Annotated in this window: 11 protein-coding genes; 5 read left to right on the top strand and 6 right to left on the bottom strand. The window is 70.4% G+C overall.

Annotation, left to right across the window (positions count from 1 at the left end):
* Nucleotides 1-99 precede the first annotated feature (99 nt).
* A complete protein-coding gene (locus ACIRP2_RS07070) occupies nucleotides 100-1,110 on the top strand; it encodes a phosphotransferase family protein (RefSeq protein ID WP_404247396.1) in 1,011 nt (336 codons plus the stop codon).
* A 27-nt stretch (nucleotides 1,111-1,137) separates the two neighbouring features.
* On the opposite strand, the gene ACIRP2_RS07065 is transcribed toward ACIRP2_RS07070, so the two are convergent.
* The 3 genes from ACIRP2_RS07065 to mshA all read right to left on the bottom strand — a co-directional run bounded on the left by ACIRP2_RS07065 (nucleotide 1,138) and on the right by mshA (nucleotide 5,030).
* Nucleotides 1,138-2,937: a glycosyl hydrolase family 28-related protein gene (locus tag ACIRP2_RS07065; RefSeq protein ID WP_404249365.1), complete on the bottom strand. Its 1,800-nt coding sequence runs from the start codon at nucleotides 2,935-2,937 to the stop codon at nucleotides 1,138-1,140.
* A gap of 229 nt (nucleotides 2,938-3,166) precedes the next feature.
* A complete protein-coding gene (locus ACIRP2_RS07060; protein ID WP_404247394.1) occupies nucleotides 3,167-3,685 on the bottom strand; it encodes a YbjN domain-containing protein in 519 nt (172 codons plus the stop codon).
* Nucleotides 3,678-5,030, bottom strand: a complete 1,353-nt coding sequence (gene mshA, locus ACIRP2_RS07055; protein ID WP_404247392.1) for a D-inositol-3-phosphate glycosyltransferase — start codon at nucleotides 5,028-5,030, stop codon at nucleotides 3,678-3,680. Before mshA ends, ACIRP2_RS07060 begins: the two co-directional genes overlap by 8 nt.
* A gap of 193 nt (nucleotides 5,031-5,223) precedes the next feature.
* Between mshA and ACIRP2_RS07050 the strand changes: the two genes are divergently transcribed.
* The 3 genes from ACIRP2_RS07050 to ACIRP2_RS07040 all read left to right on the top strand — a co-directional run bounded on the left by ACIRP2_RS07050 (nucleotide 5,224) and on the right by ACIRP2_RS07040 (nucleotide 9,180).
* Nucleotides 5,224-6,015: a class I SAM-dependent methyltransferase gene (locus ACIRP2_RS07050; protein ID WP_404247390.1), complete on the top strand. Its 792-nt coding sequence runs from the start codon at nucleotides 5,224-5,226 to the stop codon at nucleotides 6,013-6,015.
* Nucleotides 6,016-6,262: 247 nt separating this feature from the next.
* Nucleotides 6,263-7,339: an NlpC/P60 family protein gene (locus ACIRP2_RS07045; RefSeq protein WP_404247388.1), complete on the top strand. Its 1,077-nt coding sequence runs from the start codon at nucleotides 6,263-6,265 to the stop codon at nucleotides 7,337-7,339.
* Nucleotides 7,340-7,773: 434 nt separating this feature from the next.
* A complete protein-coding gene (locus ACIRP2_RS07040) occupies nucleotides 7,774-9,180 on the top strand; it encodes a PP2C family protein-serine/threonine phosphatase (RefSeq protein WP_404247386.1) in 1,407 nt (468 codons plus the stop codon).
* On the opposite strand, the gene ACIRP2_RS07035 is transcribed toward ACIRP2_RS07040, so the two are convergent.
* The 3 genes from ACIRP2_RS07035 to ACIRP2_RS07025 all read right to left on the bottom strand — a co-directional run bounded on the left by ACIRP2_RS07035 (nucleotide 9,162) and on the right by ACIRP2_RS07025 (nucleotide 10,843).
* Entirely contained in the window at nucleotides 9,162-9,494 is a 333-nt protein-coding gene (locus ACIRP2_RS07035) for a DUF2516 family protein (RefSeq protein ID WP_351075332.1), read from the bottom strand. The genes ACIRP2_RS07040 and ACIRP2_RS07035 overlap by 19 nt on opposite strands.
* 167 nt (nucleotides 9,495-9,661) lie before the next feature.
* Complete coding sequence (locus tag ACIRP2_RS07030) at nucleotides 9,662-10,312, bottom strand: hypothetical protein (RefSeq protein WP_404247383.1); 651 nt, start codon at nucleotides 10,310-10,312, stop codon at nucleotides 9,662-9,664.
* A gap of 27 nt (nucleotides 10,313-10,339) precedes the next feature.
* Nucleotides 10,340-10,843, bottom strand: a complete 504-nt coding sequence (locus tag ACIRP2_RS07025; protein WP_404247381.1) for a helix-turn-helix domain-containing protein — start codon at nucleotides 10,841-10,843, stop codon at nucleotides 10,340-10,342.
* 344 nt (nucleotides 10,844-11,187) lie between these two features.
* Between ACIRP2_RS07025 and ACIRP2_RS07020 the strand changes: the two genes are divergently transcribed.
* Complete coding sequence (locus tag ACIRP2_RS07020; protein ID WP_404247379.1) at nucleotides 11,188-12,867, top strand: CBS domain-containing protein; 1,680 nt, start codon at nucleotides 11,188-11,190, stop codon at nucleotides 12,865-12,867.
* The last annotated feature ends 5 nt before the right edge of the window (nucleotides 12,868-12,872 follow it).

Raw genomic sequence — 12,872 nt, 5'->3', positions numbered from 1 at the left:
CACGGGATGCGATCGTGACGGCGCCGTGATCATCCCGTGAAGGCGCCCCAGGCCACCGCGACCTCCACCGGATCGCACCACAGAGGGACAATTCCGCACATGCTGCCAGATGACACAACCTCGGCCGTCCTGCGCTCAGTTGGCGTGACCGCGGACCGGATAGCCGCACGGGCGCCCCTCGCCGGAGGCACGTTCAACGCCGTCACTCGCGTGACTCTCACCGACGGCGACGACTGGGTGGTGAAGACACCACCGCCCGCCACGGCCGGAACCCTGATGAGCTACGAGCGCGATCTCCTGGTCAACGAGGTCGAGTTCTACACCCGGGCGGCCGGTTCGACGGTCATCCCCCGCGTCCTGCACAGCGAGCTCGACCCGGACGCCCCGACCGGCCCGTACGTGATCACGTCGGCCCGTCCGGGACGACCCTGGAGCGAGTTCACCCCCGACTCCCTGTCCGCAGCGGAAGGGCGCCGGCTCCGCGGCGACCTGGGGCGGATCGTCGCCCGGCTGCACTCCGTCACGGGGTCCGGCGGCTTCGGCTATCCGGGACGGGCCGTGGGCCCGCTCGCCCCGACCTGGCGGCAGGCGTTCACCGCGATGACCGACGCCGTCCTCGCCGACGCGGACGCCTACCGCGCCCGGCTGCCGCGTCCGACGGCCGGCATCCGCGCGCTGCTCGCCGCCGCGTCGCCCGTGCTCGACGACGTCACCCGGCCCGCGCTGGTCCACTTCGACCTGTGGCAGGGCAACCTTCTCGTCGACGGTGAACCCGGCGCGCGCACCATCGGCGGAATCATCGACGGGGAACGGATGTTCTGGGGCGACCCGGTCGCCGACTTCGTATCGCTCGCGCTGTTCGGGAACATGGAGGAGGACGCGGACTTCCTCGCCGGGTACACGGAGGGCGACGGGCGCGGAATCGCGTTCGACGCGTCCGTGCGGCTGAGGCTGGCGCTCTACCGCTGCTACCTCTACCTGATCATGCTGGTGGAGACCGTCCCGCGCCGCGTTCCGCGGGAGCAGCTGGACCGGACATGGACGGACGTCGCCCCGCAGCTCGTGTCGGCGCTGGAGGATGTGGAGGCGGCGCTGCGGACGAGGGGCTGACCACCGGCCCGCAGCGCCCGCGCCGGCTCAGAGGCGGACGGCGCGCTGGGCGTCGTGGAGGTTCGGCGGCCAGACCGCTTCCGGTGTGCCGTACGCCTCCAGCCTGGTGTGCAGATCTCCGGTGAAGTCCGGGACGTCGATCTGGTCGAACTCCGTCACCTCGCTGACGCCGACCGTCGCGCTGTACGGGGCGAGCCCGTCGATCCGCATCAGGCCGGCCCGCCCGTTGGTGACCCGGATGTTCCAGTGCGTGAACCGGGCGCCGAAGAGCGGCCCCGCGCTCGCGTCGCCGCCGTGGCGCCCGTTGTTGTCGACGGTGATGTCGGTACGGACGTTGGCGAACGGCATGCCGCGGTGGGAGTCGAACGTCCCCATCTCCATCACCCCGCGCGACCAGACGTTGTGACTGGACAGGCCCTCGACGTTGATGCCGTGCAACTGGGTTCCGGCGGGCGCCGGCACGGTGCGCCGCTCGATCGTGAAGTCCTCGACGAGGTTGTCGTGGGAACCCTCGCGGCAGTAGTACGGGTGGTGCGAGCCACGCCCCCCGACCCGCGTGCGGCGCAGGGTGCAGGCGGACGCGCCGATCAGCCCGAAGCCGTTGTCGACATGGCGGACGGTGACGTCGTCGGCCCAGCAGTCGTACGCGCACTGGAACGCGACCCCGTTGTACCCCTTGTCCAGCAGATGCTGCGACTGCGGTGTCTCGACCGCTTCGAGCGTGAGGCCCTCGACGCCGGAGCCGGTGAGCGGGGCGACGAGCGTGGTCAGGCGCGGATCCCACTCGGGGCGGACGTCGAGCGGGAGCGGGCGCTCCAGCGTGACCCGGTGTCCGTGCACGGCGGTGACACGGACCGGCCACTCGTAGGGGACGTACGACGTCAACTTGGTCTTGTCGTCCCAGTAGTACGCCTCGGGGCCGGGGCCGCCGCCCGCCATGTGCTCCAGGAGCGTGTGGCCGGCGTCGTCGGCGAGACGGAGGAGGACGAGTCCACCACGCTTCAGCTCCGACGTGTCAGGGACGGTGATCGAGCGGTCGCCCCGACGGGCGGGGGCGACGGTGGTCAGGGTCCGCCACTCGTCGCGCCGGTTGCCGGTCCAGCCCTCGAAGGGCCAGGCCTTCGCCCTGATCGCTTCGGTGAGGGAGCTCCAACGCTCCTTCGGGCAGAGCCAGATGAGACCGCCCGCCCAGGACCAGCTGGACTTGTCGCCGCCGTAGCGGCTGCCGTACACACCGATCAGTTCGGTGAGGTTCTTGGTCGCGTACAGCTTGGTGCGTCCGCTTCCCGCGCCGCGGACCACCACATCGCTGTGGCCGATCCGGATGATGTCGTCGATGCGGTACGTGCCGGCAGGGATGAGCACGGTGCCGCCGCCGCGCTCTCCGGCGGCGGCGATGGCACGGTTGATCGCGGGGGCGGCGTCGGCGGAGTTGTCCGGCTTCGCACCGTGGTCCAGGACATCGACGACGAAGCCGTGGCCCTTGCGGCGGGGCGGTTCGCAACCGCCGCGGTAGCCGGCCCGGCCGATGAACGGGACCTGGGGGTGGGTGAAGGGAGCGGCGGCGAACTCCCGCCAGAGCGGGGTGGCGCGCGGACCGGCCGTGGCGGCCTCCCGGCCCGCGGGGGTCGTCCGCCCCGTACCGGACGGGGCGCCGCGCGTCGCGGCGGACGCCGTACCGCCGCCGATGACACCGGTGGCCGCCGCCGCGACGGCCACGGCGCTGCCGAGCAGCCCCCGTCTGCTGATGTTCCCCATGGTCGCCATGAATCCGAGCCGCCTTTCATGCATATGAACGACGTTCATATCTGCGTCGGTGGTGAGCATGCCACGGTGCCCCGGCGCGGCGAAAGGGTCATGCATCGGGGAAATCTTCGGCAGGGGAAGCGGACCGAGGAAGCCCGGAGGAGGACCGACGAACGGCGCCGACGGAGGATGTCAGCAGGGGAGGTCGGCCCGGCCCGATCGTTCCGGCCGGCCGGCACGGTCGGTCGGCCGAGCCACCGGGGCGGGCCGTTCGGCCGATTCGGCCGAGCCTCGCACGGAGGTCAGCGGGTCAGCGTTCGGAGCGCTGGGTCAGATGTGTGAACGCATCCAGATTGCGAGTGGACTCGCCGCGCGACACCCGCCACGCGTACTCCTTGCGGATCGCGCTCGCGAAGCCCAGCTCCAGCAGGGTGTTGAACGAGCCGTCGGCCGCCTCCAGGACCGTACCGAGCAGCCGGTCCAGCTCCTGCGGGGTGACCACGGAGAGCGGCAGCTTGCCGACGAGGTAGATGTCGCCCAGCTGGTCGATCGCGTAACTCACTCCGAAGAGACGGAGGTTGCGCTCCAGAAGCCAGCGATGGACCGCCGCGTCGTTCTCGTCCGGGTGGCGGACGACGAAGGCGTTGAGGGAGAGCGAGTGCTTGCCGACCCGCAGCGAGCAGGTGGTGGACAGCTTCCGTGTGCCGGGGAGCTTGACGACGTAGCTGCCGGACTCGGGGCTCTCCCATTCGAGCCCGGCGTCCTTCAGGGTCGCCTCGATGATCTGCGCGACCTGCGTCGTCACCGCTCGATCGGGTACGTCAGCCATGGTGCGAGCGTACGCGACGGCGATGTTCCTGCACCGCTGCCGTGTACACGTCGGCGGTCGCGGACGCCGCGGTGTCCCAGCCGAAGCCCTGGGCGTGCGCGGCGGCGGCGGCCCCCATCCGGGCGACCAGTTCCGGCGCTTCGGCGAACCGGGCCAGCGCCCGCGCGTACGCCTGCGGGTCGTGTCCGGGTATCAGGAAGCCGCTGACCCCGTCCCGGACCGCCACGGGAAGGCCGCCCACGGCCGCCGCGACGACGGGGGTGCCCGCCGCCTGGGCCTCGATGGCGACCAGGCCGAAGGACTCGCTGTACGAGGGCATGACCAGCACGGACGCGGCCCGGAACCAGTCGGCGAGCCGGTCCTGCCCGACCGGCGGGTGGAACCGTACGACATCGGCGATGCCCAGCCGTGCCGCCAGCTTCTGCAGCCCCTCCGGCTTGGCGAGCCCGCTGCCGCTCGGCCCGCCGACGACCGGTACGACCATCCGGGTGCGCAGCGAGGGGTCACGGTCCAGCAGGGCGGCCACCGCGCGCAGCAGGACGTCCGGGGCCTTCAGCGGCTGGATGCGGCCCGCGAAGAGCGGGATCAGGGCGTCCTGCGGCAGTCCGAGGCGCGCGCGGGCCGCGGCTCGGCCGTCGGCGGGGCGGAAGCGGTCGAGGTTGACCCCGGGGTGGACGACGGCGACGGCCCCGGGATCGGCGTCGTAGAAGCGGACGAGTTCGTCCGCCTCCTCGGCGGTGTTCGCGATCAGCCGGTCCGCCGCGCCGACGATCTGGGTCTCGCCGATGACGCGGGCGGCGGGCTCGGGGGTGTCGCCCTCCGCGAGCGCCGCGTTCTTCACCTTCGCCATGGTGTGCATGGCGTGGACGAGCGGGACGCCCCAGCGCTGGGCGGCGAGCCAGCCGACGTGGCCGGAGAGCCAGTAGTGGGAATGGACCAGGTCGTAGTAGCCGGGGCGCTGGCCGGCCCACGCCTGCATGACGCCGTGCGTGAAGGCGCAGAGCTGGGCGGGCAGTTCCTCCTTGGCCAGGCCCTCGTAAGGCCCCGCGTCGACGTGGCGGACCAGGACGCCGGGCGCCAGGTCGACCGCCGGGGGCAGCCCGCCGGTGGTGGACCGGGTGAAGATCTCGACCTCGATGTTGATCGCGGCGAGACGCTTGGCCAGCTCCACGATGTAGACGTTCATGCCGCCCGCGTCACCCGTGCCCGGCTGGTGCAACGGAGAGGTGTGCACGGAGAGCATCGCGATGCGACGGGGTCTGCGGTGGCCGCCGGGGAAGGCGGCGGGGAACCTGAGACGCGGCGCGACACGGCTGCTGCCGAGCCGGGAGACGTACTGACTCACGTCGTCCGGTCCTCCTCACTCAGGGCATGACAGCGAAGGGACTGGAGCCCCTTTCGAGGGCTGCAACAGCGGAACCTCTCCTTTCATTTCCGCTTTACCAAATCATTACGGCGAGCGGGCCGCACGCCGGGCCGGGGCCCGGCCCGGCACCCGCGCCGTCCCGGCACCCCACGGGATCGTTACGCTCGCTTGCATGCGCCCCATCGGCACCCCGACCCGCGGGACCACCAACCCGAACCGGCTCCGCCGCATGGACCGCTGGATCGCCGCCACCCACGGCCCGGCCCTGCGCCGCGCCGCCGCCCCCGTGGCCGTCGACCTCGGGTACGGCGCCGCCCCCTGGACCGCCGTCGAGCTGCTGCAACGCCTGCGCACCGCCGAGCCGCGCACGGCCGTGGTCGGCATCGAGATCGACCCGGAGCGGGTCGCGGCGGCGAAGCCGTACGAGCGCGAGGGCCTCACCTTCCTGCACGGCGGCTTCGAGATCCCGCTCCCCGAGCGCCCCGACCTCATCAGGGCGGCGAACGTGCTGCGCCAGTACGACGAGGTCGAGGTCGCCGCGGTCTGGGAGCGGCTGTGCGCCCGCCTCGCGCCGGGCGGGCTGCTGGTGGAGGGCACCTGCGACGAGATCGGGCGACGGCACGTATGGGTGGCGCTCGGTCCCGAGGGCCCGCGCACGGTGACCTTCGCGACCCGGCTCGGCTCCCTGGACCGCCCCTCCGACCTCGCGGAACGCCTGCCCAAGGCGCTGATCCACCGCAACGTGCCGGGCGAACCGGTCCACGCGTTCCTCCGGGACTTCGACCGGGCCTGGGCCGCGGCCGCCCCGTACGCCTCGCTGGGCGCCCGGCAGCGCTGGATCACGGCGGTGCGGGCACTGTCGGGCGACTGGCCGCTGACCGACGGGGTACGTCGGTGGCGCCAGGGCGAAGTCACGGTGAAGTGGTCCGCACTCCGGCCCGACCGGCAGCCCGACGCGCGCTGACGACCCCGGCGGACCCCGCGTCCGGGGAGGCGGGCGGGAACGCGGGCGGGGCATCGTTCGTCCTGATGATGGGGAGCGGTCCCCGGGACGGGGGAGCGCTCCGGGGGCGCAGACCGACCTCCGTGACCGTCAGGACAGCGACTGTGCGCCTCTGTTGCTTTTCGACACGGCATGGCACGATCTCGTCAACGGCGAAAAGTTACTGACGGTAAATCAGATTCATTGGATTCATTCGGAGGGGGATCTCGTGAACCGACGTCACTGTGCCGCAGCCGCGATCACTCTGGTCTGCGCACTGACCGCACTCACCGCACCGGTCCAGGCGTTCGCCGCGCCCGCACCCCCCTCCCCCTCCGTGACACAGCACGAGTCCGGGCCGAAGGCGCCGGAGAAGAGCCTCGAAGAGGTGCGCGAGGAGATCGACGCCCTCTACCGCAAGGCCGGGGCGGCCACCGATGCGTACAACCTCGCCGAGGAGAAGGCCAAGAAACAGTCCGGCGAGATCGTCAGGCTGGCTCGGGCCATCGTCGAGGGACAGGCGAAGATCGCCGAACTCAAGGCCCAGGCGGGCGCCCAGGCCCGCGAGCAGTACCGCACCGGCGGGCTCCCGCCCGGCGCGCAGTTCATGCTCAGCGACGACCCGCAGTTGTTCCTCGACGGGGTGAACCGCGTCCGGGAGGGCCAGCAGGCCGCCCAGGGTGTCCTCGGTGAACTGACCAGGACCCAGCAGGACTTGGAGACGTACACCCAGGACGCGAGCGCCAACTGGAAGAAGCTCGAGGCCGGCCGCCTCAAGCAGGCCGAGGCCAAGAAGAAGATCAACACGCAGATCGCCGCGGCGAAGAAGCTGGAATCCCGGCTGAAGAAGGAGGAGCGGGCCCGTCTGCTGAAGCTGGAGCAGGAGGCCGAGTACAAGCTCCAGACGGCCTGGCTCAGTTCCGGCGCGCTGAAGGACATCAACCGCGAGGCGAGCGCGAGCGGAAAGAAGGCGGTGGCCTTCGCGACGGCGCAGATCGGCAAGCCGTACGTCTGGGGGGCCGAGGGGCCCGGGTCGTACGACTGCTCGGGACTGACGTCACAGGCCTGGGCGGCGGCGGGCCGTCCCATCCCGCGCACCTCGCAGGAGCAGTGGCGGCTGCTCCAGCACATCGACATCAAGGACATGCGCCCCGGCGATCTGATCATTTACTTCGGCGACGCCAGCCACGTGGGCATGTACATCGGCGACGGCGCCATCGTCCACGCCCCCCGTCCCGGCCGTAACGTCACGCTGGCGGGTGCGGGTTCGATGCAGATCCTCGGCGTGGTCCGCCCGGACAAGTAACGGGCACCTCCGAGCACACGGCCACCGGCCGTACGGAGCAGGGGCGGCCGACCGTGCCAGAAGGGGAAGAACGGCCGCACGAAGAGACGGCGGCCGACCGCACCAAAAGGGAAATACCGGACGCACGAACAGGGGGCCCCGCCCGGCCCGGCGGAGCAACCGTCCGGACGGCGGGCCCGGCCCTCACGGCAGTGACCCGCGCCACCCGCCCTCCACAGCCCCGCGTGACGTTTGTCATGCCCGCACATCCGCGCCCGCACCCGCTCATCTCGCCGGATCCGTGACCTGACGCGGCTTATGCCGGTGCATATGACAGCGGTCGCGTGCGGTACGCCATTCCGTTCCCCGGCCGCGGACCGCTATGGTCCCCGTCTGGCGGGTCGTCGATCGTCGCTCCGCCGCGCCCTCGGGGGGAGGGAAGGAAACCCGAACCGATGCCCGTACCCGCACCGCAGCAGCGCGCCGTTCCCCCTGCGGAGACCTCCCATGGCGCCGACCTCACCCTTCTGGTGATCGGGGACGACCCGGCGGGCACCTTCACCGTCCCCGAGCTTCCGGCCGCGGCCGGAACCCGGGTCCGTATCCGCACCGCCCGCAACCTGACCGAGGCGGGCCGCCTCCTCACGGACGACGTGGACTGCGTCCTGCTGGACCTGGCCCTGCCGACCGGCGGCGAGGCCCGCTCCACCGGAGCGGAGGAGGCCGACCGGCTCGCCGTCCTCAAGCACGTCCTGCGGATCGCCCCGTGCCATGCCGTCCTCGCCCTCACGGCGGAGGACGACGTCGAGCTGGCCGCCGAGGCGGTACGGGTCGGGGCGCAGGACTACCTCTTCCGCGGTGAACTCGACGGACGCCTGCTCAGCCGTGCCATCCGCTACGCCGTCGAACGCAAGCGCGCCGACGTGGCGCAGCGCCAGCTCACCGAGTCCCGGCTGCGCGCCCAGGAGAACGCCCGCCTCGAACGCGGCCTGCTGCCCACCCCGCTGCTCGAAGGCTCCGATCTGCGCTTCGCGGCCCGATACCGCCCCGGCCGCAGCCGCGCGCTGCTCGGCGGAGACTTCTACGACACGGTGCGCACACCCGACGGCACCGTCCACGCGATGATCGGCGACGTCTGCGGGCACGGCCCGGACGAGGCGGCGCTCGGCGTGGAACTGCGCATAGCGTGGCGGGCGTTGACCCTGGCCGGGCTCTGCGGCGACGAACTGCTCTCCACGCTCCAGCAGGTCCTGGAGCACGAGCGGGAGAGCGAGGAGATCTTCGCGACGCTGTGCACCGTCGACATCGCGCCCGACGGCAGGCGCGCCGGCCTCTGCCTGGCGGGCCACCCGGCCCCGCTGATCGCGAGGCACGGCCGCACCGCGCGCCTGCTCCCGTACGAGGACGGCGGCCCCGCCCTGGGGCTGCTGCCCCGCCACGCCCTTCCCCGGACGCTTCGAACAGGGGACACCGCATGGCCACTGCGACAGGTGGAGCTCGGCAGTTCCTGGAGCCTGATGATGTACACGGACGGGCTGATCGAGGGGCGTGTGGGGCCGGACAGCACCCAGCGGCTCGGTCAGGACGGAATGGTCGCGATGATCGACCAGCAGCTGGCGGAGGGGCTCGTCGGCGAGGATCTCCTGGAGGCCGCGGTCGCCCGGGTCCGAGAGCTGAACGGCGGCGAGCTGACCGACGACGTCGCGGTCCTGCTGCTCGACCGCGACCAGGAACTCATCCGGGGCGAGGGCACGAACGGCGACCGGGGCGCGAGCATCCCGCGCCCGCGCCCCGGATCGGCCTCACCCACGGCTCCCGTGTACGCCGCGAACTCCGCGAACGCTCAACGCCCGCCGTTGTAGGGCCCGTACGGCCCGTCACTGCTGGAGCCACCGCGCCGGCCGCCGCCCGAGACCGCCTTCAGCGCGGGCCGTACGTCCACCAGGAAGACGATGGACGCGACCAGCCCCGCGATCTGCAGGAACAGCATCGGCACGAAGAGATTCACGGCAACGGTGATACCGAGGATGATCAGCCAGAAGGACTTCTTCTGCTTGTCCGCGGCCCGGTAGGCGTCCTCACGGGCCGTCGCGGCCATGAACAGGGCGACCACGGCCAGGACGAGCATGACCATGTAGAGCAGCCAGACGAGTGTGCTGAATCCTGTGAGCAACATGGTGTGCACCGCCTAATGAATGGATGAGCGCCTCGCGGCCAAGGTACCGGGACAACGAGCCGGGCACCTGGAAAGGTGCCCGGCTCGTTGTCCCGTACACACCCCGGCGGCGCCGGGGCCCAGGGCCTCTCGTCCGTATCGGGCCGGGCCGATCCGGATGAACGACCCTACTTCGCGGTCGGCGGAGTGGTCTTCTTCGCGGCCGGCTTGCGCGCGGGCGCCTTCTTGGCGGACGCGGCCGGGGCCTTGCTCTCCGGCTTGACGGCCTTCGGAGCGGGCGAGGCCTTGGCCGGCCCCGGCTTGGCGGTCTGCCCCGGCCTGGCGGCCGGCTCCGTCTTCGCGGTGCCTGTGGGCCTGGACTCCTTGCGCGGTTCGACGACGACGGCGATCTCCACGATCTCGTCGGCCGTCTCGCCACGCCAGTTCCTCACGGTCTGCTCACCGCGCTCGGCGACCTTCTCGTACGTCTCCCGGGCCCGGACCGCGTACTCCGCGGCCACTCCCAGGCTCCGCATCGCCAGGTCCTGGGCACTCTCGCCCAGCTTCCGCAGATCGCTGTCGAACGACCCGATCACCTCGGTGACCTTGGCCTGCACGGTGGCCTGCGCCTCCTTGGCCTGCGTGGTCACCTTCTCCTGCACGGCCTTGGGGTCGGCGTTGCGCACGGCCTCGATGCGCTCCGGCGCCTCGGCACGCAGCTGCTCGATCAGCGCCGGGACCTTGCGCGCCTGCTCCACGGCGAGGTCGGCCGTACCGGCGGCGAAGTAGAGGGGGGTCGGGTCGGTGAGGGTCTTGCGCAGGTCATCGGTGATGGCCATGACTGTGGTCCTCCCGGATCATCAGACTCAGTGTGAGGGTTTTGAAGGCTTTGAAGCCGGGTCGGCATCGCTGCCGTCGGCCGTGCGGTGGCCGTCGGCACCGGGGCGGCCGTCCGCACCGGCACCCGATCCGGACTCGCCGCCGGTCTCCGATCCGGCTCCGACGCCGGATTCCGGTCCGGGCTCGAACCCGTTCTCCCTGCGGAAGGAGTCGTAGATCTGCAGCAGCACACTCTTCTGCCGCTCGTTTATGGACGGGTCGGCCAGAATCACCGCCCGCGTCTCCAGCTCCTCCCGCTCCCGCTCATCCAGAATCCCGGCCCGCACATACAGGGTCTCGGCGGAGATCCGCAGCGCCTTGGCGACCTGCTGCAGCACCTCGGCGCTCGGCTTGCGCAGCCCACGCTCGATCTGGCTGAGGTAGGGATTGGACACCCCGGCGGCATCGGCGAGCTGCCGCAGCGACAGCTGCGCGTTGCGCCGCTGCTCGCGCAGGTACTCACCGAGATTGCCGACGTTGAGAGATGCCATACATCGATGGTGCGCCACTCTTGCTAACTTTTGCAAGCACCCGCTTGCAAAAGTGCGCCACACCACTCGCACGGAGGGGCGAGCCTGAGCACGATAGGTGTCGTATTTGCAGGACATCTGTCGTGCCGCTGCTGCGGCCTCAAGGCGATGCGGGAAGGCAGGATGCTCCTCACTGGACCGTCGCCTACAGAGGAAAGGAACCTTTGCCGACGCGCTGACCCGGCGCTCACGTGCGCCAGGCAACCGGCGTCCCGGCTACTCCCATAGCCCAAGTACCCTCCCCCTGGCCAAGCCCGCGATACTCAGACGAGTACGTTTTCCAGTGACCTGCCTGAGGGGGCTGCGTGGTGAAGGCATGGATGATCCGGGCCGGGGCTGACGGCGAACGCGAGGACGCCTCACTCAGCGAAGGCCTAACTATCGCTGGCTGGCCCGAGGTCGGTGACCTCACCCACTGCTCATCCTGGGACGACCTCCGCACAGAGATCGACAAGGCTTACCCACGCGAAAACCCGCGGGTCCTGAGCAACTGGCAAGGCCAGTTGTGGCGCTTTCGTGCCGTTCTAACTCCTGGCGACATCATCGTGCTCCCTCTGAAGGCCAGCAGCGTTGCGATCGGGTACCTCACCGGCGACTACCAATACCGGGCTGACTCGCCCCCCGGGTTGCGCCACGTACGCACTGTTACCTGGAGCCGTACCGATGTGCCACGCTCCGAGTTTCGTGCGGACCTGCGTGCCACGCTCGGCTCACTCCTCACGGTGAGCGAGCTGCGCCGTCTCGACGCAGCATCCCGGCTCACCGCCCTTGCCAATGGCAGCCCTGATCCGGGAAACCCCGACGCTCCCAAGCACTTGAGGCTCCTGGAAGGCCCGGCTGCCCTGGCCGAGAAAGTGGCTGAAGCAGCCAAGGGCCGCCCCATAGAACTTGCCGTACGCGACTTCCTAAGCATCTGGGACGTCGTGAGCCGCTCGTCCAAGGCCATAGCCACCATCCGGCGTGATCTGGCTGAGTTCGGCCTCTCGACCGTCCCGCCTTTTACCGAGGTCCCGATCGACCACACCATCCGTGTCATCCCCATCGGGCAGGCCCCGGAAGCCGAGCGGCAGCTCCTGGGGCAAGAGACGGGTGCCCTCGAACTGGAAACCGTAGAACCTGACGATCCAGGACCTGAACTCCTCGACGTTCCCGACGAGGACACAGCGACCGACGCTGGGACGGCGATCGGCGCTGTGGAAGGGGACGAAGACGAGGACGGAGATGAGCAGCAGGCTCCGCGAACAGTCCCGGTGGTGGTGACGGTGGGACGGCTTCCCTCAGCCCGCAGTCGCCTGAAGTCGGTCCGCCTGTCCGACCCGCTGAACCTCGCTATAGAGATCATGTCCGAGCACTCCTTCGATCAGCTACCCGTTCTCGACGATGACGGTCACCTACGTGGCTCCATCACCTGGCGGGAAATCGGCGCGACGAATCGCCCCACGAACGCGCTGGTCAAGGATGCTGCTGTTCTGAAGGTCCGATCGGTACGTACTGACGACCCCCTGGTGGACTGCCTAGTCAACGTCGCGGACCACGGCTGCGTGTTCGTCGTCAACCCGGACGGGACCCTGTCGGGCATCGTGACAGGGCACGATCTAGCCCACCGATTCGAACAGGAGCTGCGGCCCTACGCCCTCCTGGAGGAACTGGAACGCCGACTGCGCCGCGCCCTCATCCTCGCCCTGCGCCGGATCAAGGAGACGACCGGCGAGTACGGCCTGCCGGGCGACCCGACCAAGATCCAGAAACTCGCGACGAAGGGGATGAACTTCAGCGACTACGTGCAGCTGTTGAAACGTTCCGACGTGTGGGAGGCGACGGGCTGGCAGTTCCCCCAGGTGCGCTTCACCGAGCGCTTGGACCGAGTCAGAACGATCCGCAACGAGACGATGCACTTTCACGAGATGGATGACGACCGCGCCAGTGCGGTCGAAGAAATCCGTGTCGCCCTGCAGATGCTCAAGACGGTTCAGCCACAGGCCTGAACGCC

It is taken from the genome of Streptomyces sp. NPDC101194 (assembly GCF_044767885.1).
In the GTDB taxonomy this organism is placed as follows: Bacteria; Actinomycetota; Actinomycetes; order Streptomycetales; family Streptomycetaceae; genus Streptomyces.
Note: the sequence above shows the minus strand (reverse complement) of the source record. Positions and strands in the feature narration are given on the sequence as shown.

What these genes read in the sequence shown, in the direction of transcription:
- ACIRP2_RS07035 (WP_351075332.1), bottom strand. Translation starts at nt 9,494, where the DNA reads ATGTTGCTCACAGGATTCAGCACACTCGTCTGGCTGCTCTACATGGTC.
- ACIRP2_RS07040 (WP_404247386.1), top strand. Translation starts at nt 7,774, where the DNA reads ATGCCCGTACCCGCACCGCAGCAGCGCGCCGTTCCCCCTGCGGAGACC.
- ACIRP2_RS07025 (WP_404247381.1), bottom strand. Translation starts at nt 10,843, where the DNA reads ATGGCATCTCTCAACGTCGGCAATCTCGGTGAGTACCTGCGCGAGCAG.
- ACIRP2_RS07065 (WP_404249365.1), bottom strand. Translation starts at nt 2,937, where the DNA reads ATGCTCACCACCGACGCAGATATGAACGTCGTTCATATGCATGAAAGG.
- ACIRP2_RS07070 (WP_404247396.1), top strand. Translation starts at nt 100, where the DNA reads ATGCTGCCAGATGACACAACCTCGGCCGTCCTGCGCTCAGTTGGCGTG.
- ACIRP2_RS07050 (WP_404247390.1), top strand. Translation starts at nt 5,224, where the DNA reads ATGCGCCCCATCGGCACCCCGACCCGCGGGACCACCAACCCGAACCGG.
- ACIRP2_RS07060 (WP_404247394.1), bottom strand. Translation starts at nt 3,685, where the DNA reads ATGGCTGACGTACCCGATCGAGCGGTGACGACGCAGGTCGCGCAGATC.
- ACIRP2_RS07030 (WP_404247383.1), bottom strand. Translation starts at nt 10,312, where the DNA reads ATGGCCATCACCGATGACCTGCGCAAGACCCTCACCGACCCGACCCCC.